This window comes from Halalkalibacter hemicellulosilyticusJCM 9152, from assembly GCF_000513115.1.
GTDB lineage: Bacteria > Bacillota > Bacilli > Bacillales > Bacillaceae_D > Halalkalibacter > Halalkalibacter hemicellulosilyticus.
In genome coordinates this window covers 65,280-79,371 of sequence record NZ_BAUU01000019.1, presented here as the reverse complement: position 1 = coordinate 79,371, position 14,092 = coordinate 65,280, and the positions used below count along the sequence as shown (strand labels likewise).

Annotated in this window: 14 protein-coding genes and 1 pseudogene; 4 read left to right on the top strand and 11 right to left on the bottom strand. The window is 39.1% G+C overall.

Going from position 1 to position 14,092, the window contains the following annotated elements; translation table 11 throughout:
• Positions 1–72: 72 nt before the first annotated feature.
• The 4 genes from JCM9152_RS13120 to JCM9152_RS13110 are packed head-to-tail and all read right to left on the bottom strand — an operon-like array spanning position 73 to position 3,631.
• On the bottom strand, positions 73–1,926 hold the full coding sequence (locus JCM9152_RS13120; protein ID WP_235715716.1) for a TRAP transporter permease: 1,854 nt from the start codon (positions 1,924–1,926) through the stop codon (positions 73–75).
• Between the two features lie 32 nt (positions 1,927–1,958).
• Positions 1,959–2,204 carry a hypothetical protein gene (locus tag JCM9152_RS23340; protein ID WP_235715711.1) on the bottom strand — a complete coding sequence of 82 codons (246 nt, stop codon included), beginning with the start codon at positions 2,202–2,204 and terminating at the stop codon, positions 1,959–1,961.
• A gap of 14 nt (positions 2,205–2,218) precedes the next feature.
• Positions 2,219–2,668 carry a DUF1850 domain-containing protein gene (locus JCM9152_RS13115; protein ID WP_035345044.1) on the bottom strand — a complete coding sequence of 150 codons (450 nt, stop codon included), beginning with the start codon at positions 2,666–2,668 and terminating at the stop codon, positions 2,219–2,221.
• A gap of 24 nt (positions 2,669–2,692) precedes the next feature.
• Positions 2,693–3,631 (bottom strand): TAXI family TRAP transporter solute-binding subunit, encoded by a 939-nt coding sequence (locus JCM9152_RS13110; RefSeq protein WP_035345042.1) that lies wholly within the window; start codon positions 3,629–3,631, stop codon positions 2,693–2,695.
• 226 nt (positions 3,632–3,857) lie between these two features.
• On the opposite strand from JCM9152_RS13110, the gene JCM9152_RS13105 reads away from it, so the two are divergent.
• Together JCM9152_RS13105 and JCM9152_RS13095 are read left to right on the top strand one after the other, a co-directional pair.
• Positions 3,858–4,898 (top strand): methyl-accepting chemotaxis protein, encoded by a 1,041-nt coding sequence (locus tag JCM9152_RS13105; RefSeq protein ID WP_035345040.1) that lies wholly within the window; start codon positions 3,858–3,860, stop codon positions 4,896–4,898.
• An 11-nt stretch (positions 4,899–4,909) separates the two neighbouring features.
• A pseudogene (locus tag JCM9152_RS13095) lies at positions 4,910–5,538 on the top strand (methyl-accepting chemotaxis protein).
• Positions 5,539–5,736: 198 nt separating this feature from the next.
• On the opposite strand, the gene JCM9152_RS23740 reads toward JCM9152_RS13095, so the two are convergent.
• Positions 5,737–5,862 carry a hypothetical protein gene (locus JCM9152_RS23740; protein ID WP_268870736.1) on the bottom strand — a complete coding sequence of 42 codons (126 nt, stop codon included), beginning with the start codon at positions 5,860–5,862 and terminating at the stop codon, positions 5,737–5,739.
• A 450-nt stretch (positions 5,863–6,312) separates the two neighbouring features.
• The gene (locus tag JCM9152_RS13090; protein ID WP_035345035.1) at positions 6,313–7,023 is read right to left on the bottom strand and encodes a response regulator transcription factor; all 711 of its coding nucleotides are present in this window, start codon (positions 7,021–7,023) and stop codon (positions 6,313–6,315) included.
• Positions 7,024–7,334: 311 nt separating this feature from the next.
• Here JCM9152_RS13090 and JCM9152_RS13085 point away from each other — a divergent pair, with 311 nt between their 5' ends.
• The gene (locus tag JCM9152_RS13085) at positions 7,335–8,774 is read left to right on the top strand and encodes a zinc ribbon domain-containing protein (RefSeq protein WP_035345033.1); all 1,440 of its coding nucleotides are present in this window, start codon (positions 7,335–7,337) and stop codon (positions 8,772–8,774) included.
• Between the two features lie 16 nt (positions 8,775–8,790).
• Positions 8,791–9,537, top strand: a complete 747-nt coding sequence (locus tag JCM9152_RS13080; RefSeq protein ID WP_035345031.1) for a zinc ribbon domain-containing protein — start codon at positions 8,791–8,793, stop codon at positions 9,535–9,537.
• A 451-nt stretch (positions 9,538–9,988) separates the two neighbouring features.
• On the opposite strand, the gene JCM9152_RS13075 is transcribed toward JCM9152_RS13080, so the two are convergent.
• Genes JCM9152_RS13075 through JCM9152_RS13055 form a run of 5 tightly spaced genes read right to left on the bottom strand, consistent with a single transcriptional unit; the run spans position 9,989 to position 14,079 of the window.
• Positions 9,989–10,774, bottom strand: a complete 786-nt coding sequence (locus JCM9152_RS13075) for a tyrosine-protein phosphatase (protein ID WP_052015951.1) — start codon at positions 10,772–10,774, stop codon at positions 9,989–9,991.
• Between the two features lie 14 nt (positions 10,775–10,788).
• On the bottom strand, positions 10,789–11,598 hold the full coding sequence (gene phnE, locus JCM9152_RS13070) for a phosphonate ABC transporter, permease protein PhnE (RefSeq protein WP_052015949.1): 810 nt from the start codon (positions 11,596–11,598) through the stop codon (positions 10,789–10,791).
• Positions 11,595–12,386 carry a phosphonate ABC transporter, permease protein PhnE gene (gene phnE / locus JCM9152_RS13065; protein WP_035345029.1) on the bottom strand — a complete coding sequence of 264 codons (792 nt, stop codon included), beginning with the start codon at positions 12,384–12,386 and terminating at the stop codon, positions 11,595–11,597. Before phnE (JCM9152_RS13065) ends, phnE (JCM9152_RS13070) begins: the two co-directional genes overlap by 4 nt.
• Complete coding sequence (gene phnC, locus JCM9152_RS13060) at positions 12,383–13,153, bottom strand: phosphonate ABC transporter ATP-binding protein (protein ID WP_035345028.1); 771 nt, start codon at positions 13,151–13,153, stop codon at positions 12,383–12,385. The genes phnE (JCM9152_RS13065) and phnC overlap by 4 nt, the downstream gene beginning before the upstream one ends.
• Before the next feature lie 14 nt (positions 13,154–13,167).
• A complete protein-coding gene (locus tag JCM9152_RS13055; RefSeq protein ID WP_235715710.1) occupies positions 13,168–14,079 on the bottom strand; it encodes a phosphate/phosphite/phosphonate ABC transporter substrate-binding protein in 912 nt (303 codons plus the stop codon).
• Between the last annotated feature and the right edge of the window lie 13 nt (positions 14,080–14,092).

The window sequence follows — 14,092 nt, the reverse complement described above, 5'->3', positions numbered from 1 at the left end:
TTATTCCCATTCACGAAAACACATTTGTCCCAATTTCTTTTCTAACAGAGGTAATTATTTTATTTTAACTACTTACTGTTTATTAAGCTCGTGATCTTTTTCTACTTCACTGTTCCTTTTTCGGATCACTTGCCATGCCATTAGCACTACGAACAGGAAGACCCCAATGATATCTGTCATACTTGATCCGTGAATAAAGACAAGTGCTGTCACAAGAGCAAGTAGTCGTTCAATAATCGTTAATCGCACAAGTAAATAGTTTTGGATGAACATCACAAATGCCAAAATACCAACGAGTGCGGTGAAAATATATTGAGCTATTTCCAACCAGTTATACATACCTGCTTGTTCTGGCAAAAGTAAAATAGCTGTATTTGTCGTAAACACAAAAGGTAATAACAAAGCGCCAGAGTCGAACTTAAACCCTTGTATCCCAGTTCGAATCGGCTCTGATTTCGCAATTCCCGAAACAGCATATGCAGGCAGATTAATGGGAGGCGTATCATCAGCTAGTATGCCATAGTAAAGGACAAAGAGATGTGCTGCCATAATCGGCACCCCCATTTGTACAAGTGCCGGGGCAACCATCGCTGCTAAAATAACATATGTGGCAGTCGTCGGTAACCCTAATCCTAAAATTAAACATGCTATTAATGTAAAAACAAGAGCAAGTAATAAGTGTTCACCGGCAAAATTGACAATAATCGTTGGCAGCTTAGCTGACAATCCAGTTAAATTAATGACGCCAATTAATATCCCAGCTGTTGCACAAGCAACGACAACGGTTAAAGAATTTCGTGCTGCCATTTCTAGACCAGAAATAAGCTCTCTTAATCCAAAGCGTACAGGAGCTGATTGGATATGAAAGCCTCGCTGTAACAAAACGACAAGTAGCGCAACGACAATTCCAATCGTCACCATCACCGCAACCTCTAATCGCCATGCAAAGAAATAATGTAAGGCAAACGCGATAACCGCGACTCCCCCTGCAACGAGCATACCTGCACCGAAGCGTTCTCTCAATCGATGTGTGAAGCTTGCGAGCACAAGTAACAATATAATCGCAAAAAAAGCTGCATTTGGTACCGTTTTTCCTTGCACTAAAAAGTAAACAAGCACGATAACAGGTAAAATTAAATAGCCATGCTGGATAAGTGTTTTCCGTCCAGATACGAGCGCTTCCTTTGGAAGTCCTGTAATGTGGTGTTTTGACGCTTCTAAATGAACCATAAACAAAATCGCGATATAGCTTAATATGGCTGGGATGGCAGCAGATTTAATAATTTCTGCATACGTATAGGGTGTATATTCAATCATAAGGAAGGCTGCAGCCCCCATAATGGGCGGCAGAAGCTGACCACTTGACGATGCAGCTACTTCAATTCCACCTGACACTTGTGGCTTAAAGCCAACTTTTTTCATTAATGGAATCGTAAACGTTCCTGTTGTTACAGCATTTGCCACGGAGCTACCTGATATAGAGCCGAGCATTCCTGAAGAGACAACCGCCGCTTTCGCTGGTCCTCCTTTATACTTTCCAAATGCTCGTAAAGCAAGGTCAATAAACATCTTTCCTGCACCTGTCGCTTCTAATATGGCTCCAAATAAAATGAAGATAAACACATACGTTGCCGAAACGGATAACGGTGTACTAAAAATACCAGATGTCGTATAGCCCATTTCATAAATAAATTGCTGAAAATTAGCACGTGTATGGCGAAAAGGCGGACTAAGAAAGCCACCGATGAAGAAATACGTCATAAATATACAAGCAATAATGACGAGTGGCTTACCAACGACTCGCCGTGTAGCTTCTATCACTAAAAGCAGTAAGACAATTCCAACAAGTAAATCAATGAACGTCATACGTCCAGATAATATCGAAGGTGATGTTTGATTGGCATATAAATAATATCCTACGACAATCGCTATTCCGGCAATGACAAAGTCATATGTCGCTATCCGCTGTTGGTTAAGCCTTTTTTAATTGGGAAAATAAGAAAGACAAGTGCTAGTCCTAACGATAAGTGAATAATCATATGGGACCGTGTTCCAACACCAGGCATTAAACCAAATCCTGCTGTATATAGGTGATAGATCGACATGACGACCGCAATAACTAATATAAGCATCGCCATCCAACCTCTGACCACTCGATCGCTTCCCGCAAGCTCATTGACTTTTTGATTCTGATCACGCTCCAACTTAATCCCTCCTCTCATTGACGGACAATTCGAATGTGAAGCTTATGACCTTCATAAGTGGTTAAATCTACCGTATTCTCTTTAAAATAAAAGGAATGTGGAAACAAAGAGGATGGCATAATCGTTAACGCTTCTACCTCTCGTTCCTCCTCAATCACATAAAAGCCATCGATATACAACAGCTTGTCTTTGCGCTCATAAGGTACTCCTGCTCCAAAGGATTGTACCCAGCTTTCTGTTGCCACCATATTCCCTTCCGTATTCATCTTGTAATACTCTCGGACAGGAGTTAATGCAACAGAATGAGTATACTCATGATAGAACGTCTCCTCTGCTATAATCGGAGATTCCCATATAACCTTTCCTTCCGTCTGATCATATAACTGCAAATAATCAGTAGCTGTCACATAGCGATTAACTGCCAAATGAGGAGGATAAATAAAAAGGCAGCGCCAAAACGCCAAGCCTTTTTGTTTATCCCTCTAAGTTTATTGTTCATCGAAATAACGTTGAGCTCCTGGATGAATCGTAATCGGCATCCCATCAAGTGCAGAGTCTAACGTTATATTTGTACCTTGTTGATGTGCATTACTAAATTGGTCAACATGTTCAAACATCGCTTTTGTTATGTCATAGACCAAATCCTCCTCTAAATCTTCATCAACGACTAACATCGCTAAAACCGCTGCTGTTGTGACATCTCCATCCGTCCCATATACACTACTTTCCACTACAAATTCTGTATAATATGGATAAGCAGCTGCTAATTCACCAAGCTTATCAGAACTAATTTCAACGAGACGAAGCTCCTTTGTTGCCCTTAATGCCTCAACCGCTCCTGTTGGTAAGCCGGCTGTAATAAATGCAGCATCGACATTGCCATCTTGAATATTTCCAGCTGCTGTCCCAAAATCCATATATTCTTCTGAAATGTCTTCATACGTAATGCCATGGATTTCAAGAATTTGTTTGGCATTTGCCTCTGCACCAGATCCTAAGTCACCAACAGCCACTCTTTTTCCCGCTAAATCCTCCACGGTCTCAATACCACTATCTGCTGATGTTATGATTTGAATCACTTCTGGGTATAAAGTCGCAATTCCATGAAATCCAGATAATGGCCCTTCCTCTTCAAACATATTAATCCCTTCACTTGCATAGTAAGCAATGTCATTTTGTACGAGCGCCATTTGGGCATCGCCATCTACAAGACCATTAATGTTTACAACGGATGCACCAGAGGTTACTGATTCGGCATTCACCCCATCAACATGCTCATTAATAATATTGTTAGCTAGCGCAGCTCCTAATGGAAAATACGTCCCTTGCTCTCCCCCAGTCATAATCGTTACATCTTCAATATCTGAACCACATGCAGCTAGTACAAGAAGCAGCATTGCTCCTACAACTAATCCAATCTTTTTCACCGTACCATCATCCCCCTTTAAAAATTTCATGTCTCTATCACTGAACAAACAGAAACCATGTGACGATACAGTATATAGTTGTATCTCCTTGAATATGACAAGTTCACTACATTTGTACTATTCGAAAAAAATGGTATTATAGTATAAAAGACCTCTTTATTAAATAAAAAAATAAAGATCAAGAGGTAGCAACAATGGAGAGAAATCATACGCTTAGGAGGAAATCATGAATTTACAAAAGAAACTACTATTTTCATTTTTAGGTGTCATCCTAGTTTGTTTAGGACTACTTTTGTATGCGATTTATAATTTGACAGAATTAAATCGTGATGCGAATACCATTTACCATGAACGACTTGTTCCAACGAAACATCTCGTTGACCTTGCAAGATTAACAGAAAACACCAACTTTCTAATGGTGCAATCGATTATTAATGAAGATCCTTCATTAACAAATGAAGCGATTCAAAATTTAGATGAGATAAGCATTATTTTAGATGAGTATGAACAACTGCCTTTAACATCTGCTGAGAGAGAGCGTTTTGAACATTTCTCTGAAAGCTGGTCTAGCTTTGAGCGCCGTGTACGAAATAACAGAGGACTCATTTCATCGCAAAGATATGATGATGCTCGAGAAGGCTTAAATGGAGGTATGCAATTATTTGAGTCGACATCAGCTGATTTAATGGCACTTGTTGAAATCAATGATTCAGAAGCAGAACAACTGCTTGAAGCAAATAACTCTTCCTACCAACGAACAGTAGGATTATCGATTATTTTAACGATTGTCATCGTTGCAGGCTCCGTCATCTATGCGCTGTTCTTTAGTCGATACCTTTCGTCCAACCTAAAGAAAATCACACAACGACTTAACGCGATTGCAAAGGGTGATTTAACAGGCGAACCGATGAAATTAAAATCAAAAGATGAGCTTTCTTCCCTTGCACAGGGCCTTCATTCAATGCAAGAGCAACTGCGTCAGCTTATATTAAAAACATCTGAAGCAAGTCAGCAAGTTTCAGCAAGCTCAGAGCAAATGTCTGCTAGCTCGGAACAAAGCTCGCGCGCATCTGAGCAAATGACCCAGCTTGCCTTGAATACGTCTGAAGGGGCAGATAAGCAGCTACAAAGTATTAATCAAGTGTCTAGCTCATTAACACAAATGAATAGAAGCCTACAACAAATTGCACATAATAGTCATGAGATGGCATCCTACTCTGAGAAAACGGCGGAATCAACTGATCACGCTCTAAGGCCATTCAATTAGTAAATGAGCAAATGAATGCCATCGCTGAATCAATGAATGATACATCTGCTTCCATCACAAATCTAGGTAAGAAGTCAGCTGAAATCGGTGAAATTATTCACCTCATTACAGGGATTTCAGAACAAACAAACCTATTAGCCTTAAATGCAGCCATCGAGCCGCTCGCGCCGGTGAACATGGAAAGGGCTTTGCTGTCGTAGCTGATGAAGTACGAAAGCTAGCGGAGGAGTCTGGAAAGTCAGCCAATAAAATCTATGAGATGATCTCTGATATGCAAACGGAAACCGACCGAGTTGTAAGCTCTATGGAAAGCGGAAATGAGCGCTTTAGCAAAGGTGTCGCTGCAACAGATCAGGTGACAAACACATTCAGCGATATTAAGGAAAGCGTCGAAATCGTCACAGCAAAAGTGCAGGAAGTTTCTGCATCTATTCAAGAAATGACTAGTGTTAGTGAACACGTACTTACATCAGTTGAATCGATCCAACAAATCGCACAATCAAATGTAGAGTCGAGCCAAGAAAATTCCGCTTCTTCTCAGCAGCAATTGGCTACCATGGAAGAAATCGCATCATCAGCAAGCTCACTTGCTCACTTAGCTGAAGAATTGCAGCAATCGATTCAAAAATTTAACGTATAGCCTGTTGTATGAATCATTCGATTTTCTCTATCAATATTGGATTGAAACGGGTTTTCTTTCATAATAAAGAAGCCAGAACTTGAATTCTGGCTTCTTTCTATCATCCGAAAGTCTTATTGACCCAAAATGCTACATCGCTCTCTACATTATAATATTGAATCATTCAATAATGAAATTATGAATTGTATAATGCCAAAATTAACCTAACTTTTTTAAATCCGATCCCCATACCTTAATATAATAAGCACCATAATCATCTTTCAATAATTTTATACCAACTAACATTAACGGTGTCCATATGCTTTTCAAGCGCACTAGTGGCAATGTTATCACCTCCTAAAATAAGATTTGTCACCCTTACTCTCTACTACAAAGGTACCATCGTTCTTTATGAAGAACAATAGGTTGAATTTGACTACTTTTGTCGATAATAGAACAGAACTAAATTCCAATTAATTAAAACGATTACATATATGTTTACAGGGTATCTATCTATTAAACGAACAAGAAATACAATCTCCTCTGATGTTCTTTTTAGCGAACTTTTTTGTTGGGTGCTCGAATTATTCGACTTATCTATCTAAAAAATATCTCTGTTCGACACTACTAATAGACGTGCTAGACTAATAGGCCTAATGGCTCCTTAGTAATACCTTTTTCCATGACACCATGTATAGTTGTTGTTACAAAGAAATTGAGCTTTTCTGAAAATAGGCTTCTTTAAAAAAGTGCCTGTCCAGGTACATAACCCTGAACAGGCACACTCTACATCATTTATTGTTCTTCTGTTGAACCGATGACCGGCGTCCGAAAGCGATAACCAACATGCTTAACCGTTTCGATATACGTTGGCTTCGATCGCTTCGGTTCAATCTTTCTTCTTAGCTTACTTACATATGTATCGATAATCCGTTCATCACTGGAATCACAGATTTCTAATAGCTCTGAGCGGGTTAAAACTCTACCTTTGTTTTCATAAAAAAAGAGTAACAGTTTCATCTCTCTTCCACTTAGATCCGATTTGCGATTTTGCACTTCTACCCTATAACTTTCAGGAAATATCCTCAGCTTACCAACGGTTAAAATTCGCTCTGAATCCATTTCAAAACGTTTCATATTGCACAAATAGCTTCGACGTACTTGGGCCTTTATTCTTGCTAACAAAACCCGTTCATTAATTGGAAGCATCACATAGTCGTCTGCTCCTAATTCATAAGCAACCACCATATCATACTCATCTGTAGAAGAGGAAACAACAACAATGGGAGTCTGAATATTGTGCATTCTAAATTGCTGGCATAAATATCCACCTGTCTCCATGAAGTGATCCTTCATGATGATGATTAAGCTTACATGTTTTACTATAGCATCCCTTAATGCCTGTTCAATTGTCTTATCATGATAAAATTTATAATTAGGTAAATGATTTTTTAACTTACTTATCATATTGTTGCTTGCATCTAATAACAAAATAGATTCATTCATGAAGGAACTTCCTAACTTTCCTTAGTCATTTTCTTTGAGCTTCCATATTTAATATTACAAAAAAATGATTAAGAAACTGTTAAGAGTACTTAAAATTTGTATTGAGTTTCATTATAATTCATTACCATTCCCTGTCTATTTCGTTTGAACTAATACAAAAGTCTATATATCCCCTATCATTCATGACTATTTTCCTGTATACTATACCCGTATTAATAGTTTCAATATTAAACAATCTTACATTATATTAATCAAAATCACACTGATCATACAGTGTTTATATAAACAACTTAGACCTAGGAGGAGCAACCATGACTTTTTGTAAAGAATGTGGCACTCAATTAAAAGAAGGTGCCGTTTTTTGTGCTGAATGCGGTACATCCGTACAGCCAAACAATGAAGCAACATCTAACGTACAAGCAACTGAAAGTAAACCCTCTTTTTCTTTCAAATCATTTTCAAAAAAGCAAAAAATGATTGGGGGAGCCATTCTCTCTGCTATTATTTTATTATTTATTAGTTATCAAGTTGGATCATCCTTCACCAACCAACATAAAGTCGTTGAAAACTTTAAAGCTGCGGTTTTATCAGAGGATACAAGCAGAGTCATGTCTTTACTCTATACAAATGACTCACGGATGACCATTGATGAAGCTAGTGTGGACAGTTTAATTACATATTTAAACAACAATCCTTCATACTATGACTTTTTAATGGATCAATTAGAAAGCAAAGCCGATTTTTATGATCAAAACCACCCTGATGACTTTTATTATGAGGATTCATCTATTTTTTCATTAGAACTAGTTGGAAAGACAGCTTTCTTCTTTGATCGTTACCGTATCCAAGTGATGCCTTTTTATTTCACCTTATCAACGAACTATGAAGATGCCATCATTACATTAAATGGTGAAGAATTAATGATCAGTTCCAAAGAAGACTTTGAACAAGAATTCGGTCCATACATGCCAGGTATTTATGAAGTAAGTGCCTCATATACAGGCGATTATTCGTTACTGGAAAGTTCTAATGAATTACAATTAATGGATCCTAGCTGGAACAACACGTATGTCGACCTTTATTTATATGGAGACTATATTGTCATTGACTCTGATTATGAAGGCTTTGTTGATGACTCGCGGATCTATATTAACGATGAGAATATTGAATTTTCGTTAGAGGATCAATATGATGAAGCACTTGGTCCCATTTCCCTTGATGGTAGCTATGAGGTTCATGCCGAACTCGATTTCCCGTGGGGAACGGTTGTCACAGATAAGCAAGTCATCGACCATAGCTACATTTACTTATCAGTGAATCGATTATTAACGAATGAAATTGCTGATAACGTCGTTGAAACTGCTTTTCAGTTTGCTAAAGAATATGCCAACGCTATTACGAATAATGATAGCTCTGGCCTTACCACTGTTTCTAGTTCGGTGAAGTCAGATATTGAATATTACTTCGATGAGGACCGAGAATATTCAATGGACTTTCTTGAAGCATCCTTCAATCCACATACCGCTTATTTAAGCTACTACGATGAACAGCATATCGTGAATTTACCCGTTCAATTTGTATTTGAAGAGGAATATGATTGGTTTGGTGACATGATGACTGACGAAACAACAGAATCATTAGAGCTTTCATTATCCTATGATTCATCAGAAGATAGTTGGACCATCGTAAACTATTATTACTCTTATTTTGAGCATAATGATGATACCGTTCAGCGTGACGGATCTAAATAATAAAGGAGGATTTCTAATGACAAACTGCACAAATTGCCAAACACCTTTAGAAGCCGAAGCAAAATTTTGTACAAGCTGTGGTGCAAAAACTTCTGATACGAAAGAGGTAGCTGCTGCAAGTACTAATGAACCTACACAAAATGCTTATTTAGAGCAAAGTAAAGAGGTCGGTAAGCAATATTTTTCCTTTGCGAAGTCTGCATTAAAACAACCGTATCAATTTTCCGCTCGACTTGGGGAAAATAATATGATCAATGGCCTTATTTCAATGATTTTATATTCAATTTTGCTACCACTCTTTTTATATAACGTTATTCGCAAAATGAGCATGGGCTTTATGCCTCTTTCATTCTCTGATATCGTTCTAATGCCGGCTGTCGTATCTATTATTATGCTTCTCATTCTAACAGGCATCATGCTCGGTGTTGCCAAATTGATGAAAGTTAATGTGAATTATAAAACGATCCTTGCTCGTTTTGGATCTTTTATGACCATTCCTACAGCTATTTTAATTGTGGCCAATATCCTTATTCTAGTATCAGTCATTACCTTTAGCGTTCTTTTAGTTGTTCTTGCTTCACTCGGTTACTTTGTAGCAATCGCTGTTACGATTTTCTCGCTTCACAAGGAAAATAGCGGAGGATTAGATACCTTTTATGGCATTTTCCTTACTTATGTCGCACTCGGTTTCTTGTCCTACTTAGTAAGCGAAAGCATTCTAACAGACTTAGTTGAACGAATGACATTTATGAACTTCTTTTAATGAACAAACATTTATGACAATTCAGGTATGAAAATATTTCACGATTTTTGCCTCCACAGTTAAAATCGTATTAAGAAGGGCACTGAAAAGTACAAATTGACTTTTCAGTGCCCTCTAGTTTTTAACTTCTCTAGTGCCTTTTAACCAGTTACTTGGTTTTAAAACGAGTAGGGTTCTTATATCAAGCTGGCGCCAAGTGAAGCCACCCCTCCTCATTTCGAATACCCATGTGCTAGCCAATAGGTAATCCTTATTCTGCTATACAGAGGAAACAACCCCCATTTAAAAGAAAAGGTAATCCTCATTCCACTAATCAAGCAATTGAGTTCGAATTGAGTCATTAAAGCCAAAATAGAGGAACGAGGAACCGATACGGCACGAAAAAGAGCAACATAGAGAGAATAGCGGAATGAAAAGTCCACATGTAGCGCGTTATCGGTTATCACACCTCTTATACTCGTTCCAATAATTTCTCTTGCAACAACTGAATTTCGGCTTCCGATAATCCGATTGCATTCGTCATGTACTTGTAAACATTTCCATAATCTTGATCAATCTTCTTAAAAAAAGCTTCAATGTATTCTGTACGAGCTTCAAGCATCGCCTCAACCACCTTAGTATCTAGCTTTTTGATATGCTCATGATTATGAGTGGCTAAGCTTTGCTTTAAGCGATCTGATGAACGATTCGTATATAAATAATCCTCTACAATGATCTCTCTCGGAACATTTAGGACACTTAAAATAAGTGCAGCCATCACTCCGGTACGATCTTTTCCAGCCATACAATGAAAAAGAACGGCTCCTTCTTCTTCTAATAACACATCAAATACCTTTCGATACGCCTTTGTATGATCAGTCATTTTCTCATTTAATTGTGTTAATAAATCCCCAGGCTTTGATATTCTTTTGACAAATTCTTCCGTTAAATCAAGTGCTTGACGATACTCTTCTTCCCCATTACTCGGAATGACAGGAACATGATACAACTGAATGAATTCCATGAAAGGGGTTGGAAATCGTTCTAGTTCATCATCCGCACGCAAATCACAAATCGCTGTAACTCCTAACTGCTGCACTTGTCTCATATCTTGTTCATCTAGCATACTTATATTTCCAGACCGAAAAATCTTGCCCCATTTCACTCTTCGTCCATCCGTTGTTTCATAGCCACCTAGATCACGAAAATTAAATGTTCCTGTAAATTCTATTAATCGATTCGGTTGTTGTACGTTCATTCTTCCACCACCATTTATGTATGCTTTAATTTCATTTTCAATCTATTTGATACAAATTCAACACTAAATACCATGACAAAGATTACGAGTGCGACAAAGAACGCTTGGTCAAAGCGATAGAGGCGCATCGCATGCATCAGCTCCCAGCCAATTCCACCAGCACCAACCGCACCTAAAATCGTTGACTCCGCAATATCGCCTTCAAAGCGCATAATGCACCAAGCTAATAAGGCAGTCATAACAGTAGGAATGACGCCTTGTACAATGACCGCAAACCAATTCGCTCCCGTTGCTTGCATGGCCTCAATGACACCTTGATCTACTTCTTCAATCGATTGAGCAAAAACTTTAATTAACATCCCAATTGATCCAATCATAATTGCTAAAATTCCTGGAAAAGGGCCCATTCCTACGGCAACAATAAAAATAAGTGCCCAAATTAACGTAGGTATGGCTCGTACAAGTGAGGCGAACCCTTTTAACAGCCACGAAATCGTTCGGTGAGGTGTTAAATTCTCGGCTGCTGGGAATGCTAACCCAAAACCAATGATAATCGCAAGGACACACCCGACAATTGCCACTTGAAGCGACTCTAATGCTGCTGCTAACACTTCTCGCCAATAGGTGAAATCAGGTGGAACCATGACTGTCAACGTTTGGAGAAAGGTCCACACACCTGAGAACAACCTACCGTAATCAATACTTAATTGATACAACGAGAAGAAGAAAAAGAGTATAGCACCTATAAGTACGCTCCGCATAAAGCGATTTTTCTTTTCACGCTGACTTGTTTCAGCCTTATGAACGACGATATCTCCTCTCATATAATTCGCTCCCTAATTTGATTTGTTAGCCACTCTGTCATTAGAACAATAAACAAAATGAGAATAACGCCCATACATACTTGTCCATATTGGAATAGCTTAATATTAGACTGAATGACAAAGCCTAATCCTCCACCGCCAACCATTCCAATAATCGTTGAAGCACGTACATTAATTTCTAGCATGTATAACGACCATCCGAAGAAGCCCGGCAAAAATTGCGGGATGACACCTTGTGCTAATACTTGAAAATAGTTCGCTCCAGTTGCCTTAACCGCTTCTAGTTGACCCATATCAATTTCCTCAAGCACCTCTGCAAATGCTCGCGTCAGCGCTCCAACAGAAACGATAATTAAAGATAACGTCCCAACTAATACCCCAAGACCAAAAGAAGCCGTTAAAACAATCGCCCAAATAAACACAGGAATATTTCTGAATAACGAACTAAACCCCCGCATGAATATTTGCACACTTGGATGTGGTGACGTCGTTGCTGCCGCCAAAAAAGCTAAGCCCGTTGCGATAATCGCTCCGATGACCATCGCCACAAAGCTCATGTAAATTGTATCAAGTGCCGGAGGAATTAAGCTTGCTAGCACAGAAAAATCAGGTGGAAATAAATCATAAATCATAAACGAAACAGCTTGAGTCGCTCCTGAAAAAAGAGAAGGGATCGAAAAGCCTGTTTCAAATGCAGACCATATCGTTAACAGGACTAGGACGATGACGAAGCTCCAAACAAGCATGTTCTTATTACGGCGCACTTCAAGAAGGTGTTCCTGTTTCACGAAGCCATTTCCTCCTTCTGCTCTTTACTTCCACGATAAATTCGCTCAATGATCGTATCTGTTAACTCTTCTGGACGCCCATCGAATACTTTCTCTCCATTATTAATTCCGATAATACGAGTCGCATATTTCTTCGCTACATCAACTTGATGTAAATTACAAAGACAAGCAATCCCTTCTTCTTTGCAAATGGAGTAGAGCTGATCCATCACAATTTCTGAGGAAACCGGATCAAGGCTCGCAATCGGTTCGTCAGCTAAAATGAGAGATGGCTTTTGCGCAATGGCCCGCGCGATCCCTACACGTTGCTGCTGACCACCACTTAATTCATCGGCACGCTTGTACACTTGTTCACCTAAGCCAACTCGCTCCAAAAAGCGAATCGCTTCATCCTTATCTTCTTTTGAAAAAAGGCTCAACACCGCTCTAACTATATTCATATAACCTAGGCGTCCATGAAGAACGTTGCGCAAAACAGAAGAACGCTCAATTAAATTAAACCGTTGAAAAATCATCCCTACCTCACGTCGGTGCTTCTTTAACTGAGAGGCATTTGCACTTACAATCTCTTGGCCTTTAAATAACAACTCGCCGGCTGTTGGTTTAACAAGACGATTAATCGAGCGTAAAAGCGTGTTTTTCCCAGCTCCACTCGGACCGATAATGACAATAAACTCTCCATTATGTAGCTCAAAGCTAATATCCTGAAGCGCCGTTGTACCGTCTGAATAGACTTTTGATAGTCGTCTAACTTCTAACAATGCCATAATGATCGTCCCCCTTAATTCAGCATCTCTTCTGGTGACATATTTAATAACTCGGCCGTCTCTCGGATAACATCAAAATCACTATCCTCAACGGGAAAATACCCTTTCATCCCCATCACCTCGAAATATTCCGGATTCTTCTCGTGATAAGAAAGAGCAAAGTCTTTGATTTTCTCAACTAAATCTTCCGGCAGACCGTCTCTATAAGCTAAAGGACCTCCAGGAATTGGATCAGTTGTTTGAATGACACGAACATCACTTGGATCAAACAAGCCTGATTCAGCAAACATTTCCACACAGAACTCACAAACCGCCGCACCGGCTGCATCTCCGTTCGCAATCGCTAAAATCGATTTATCATGCCCCCCGGAATATGTAACACTATTGAAATAGCCTTCTAACTGCTCATTTTCAATTCCTAATTGTGATAGCATGGAAGCTCTTGGGAACAAATGTCCTGAGGTCGAAGCTGGATCAACAAAGAGGAAATCCTCTCCCTCTAACTCTTCTAACCTTTCAACGGGCGAATCGGCTGGTACAATAATGACACTTTGATACATCGCTGATTCTTCACTTTCTCCTAAGATTGCTAAAGGTAGTGCCCCACTACGCTCAACGGCGATAATATAACCAAACGGCCCGTAATTCGTCAAATCAATTTGTTCTGCCCGCATCGCTTCAATCATCATATTGTAGTCTTGACCTTCAAACATCTCAACTTCGATCCCTAACTCTTCTGCTAAATCCTCAGCAAAAGCACTTGATGAACGCGCCATATTGTTGTCATCCTCTGTCGCCATCATTCCCATTCGTAATGTCGTTGGCCAACCATTCTCATCCACCTCTTTCGTACTCGAGTCTTCCGAACACGCTGTAAAGATCAATAGCACCGTCATCCATAGCAACATTAAACCTACTTTTTTCACCACATTCACCATC

Excerpts from the sequence above, each read along its gene's own strand:
- JCM9152_RS13105 (WP_035345040.1), top strand. The coding sequence starts at position 3,858 with ATGAATTTACAAAAGAAACTACTATTTTCATTTTTAGGTGTCATCCTA.
- JCM9152_RS13090 (WP_035345035.1), bottom strand. The coding sequence starts at position 7,023 with ATGAATGAATCTATTTTGTTATTAGATGCAAGCAACAATATGATAAGT.
- JCM9152_RS13085 (WP_035345033.1), top strand. The coding sequence starts at position 7,335 with ATGACTTTTTGTAAAGAATGTGGCACTCAATTAAAAGAAGGTGCCGTT.
- JCM9152_RS13080 (WP_035345031.1), top strand. The coding sequence starts at position 8,791 with ATGACAAACTGCACAAATTGCCAAACACCTTTAGAAGCCGAAGCAAAA.
- JCM9152_RS13075 (WP_052015951.1), bottom strand. The coding sequence starts at position 10,774 with ATGAACGTACAACAACCGAATCGATTAATAGAATTTACAGGAACATTT.
- phnE (WP_052015949.1), bottom strand. The coding sequence starts at position 11,598 with ATGAGAGGAGATATCGTCGTTCATAAGGCTGAAACAAGTCAGCGTGAA.
- phnC (WP_035345028.1), bottom strand. The coding sequence starts at position 13,153 with ATGGCATTGTTAGAAGTTAGACGACTATCAAAAGTCTATTCAGACGGT.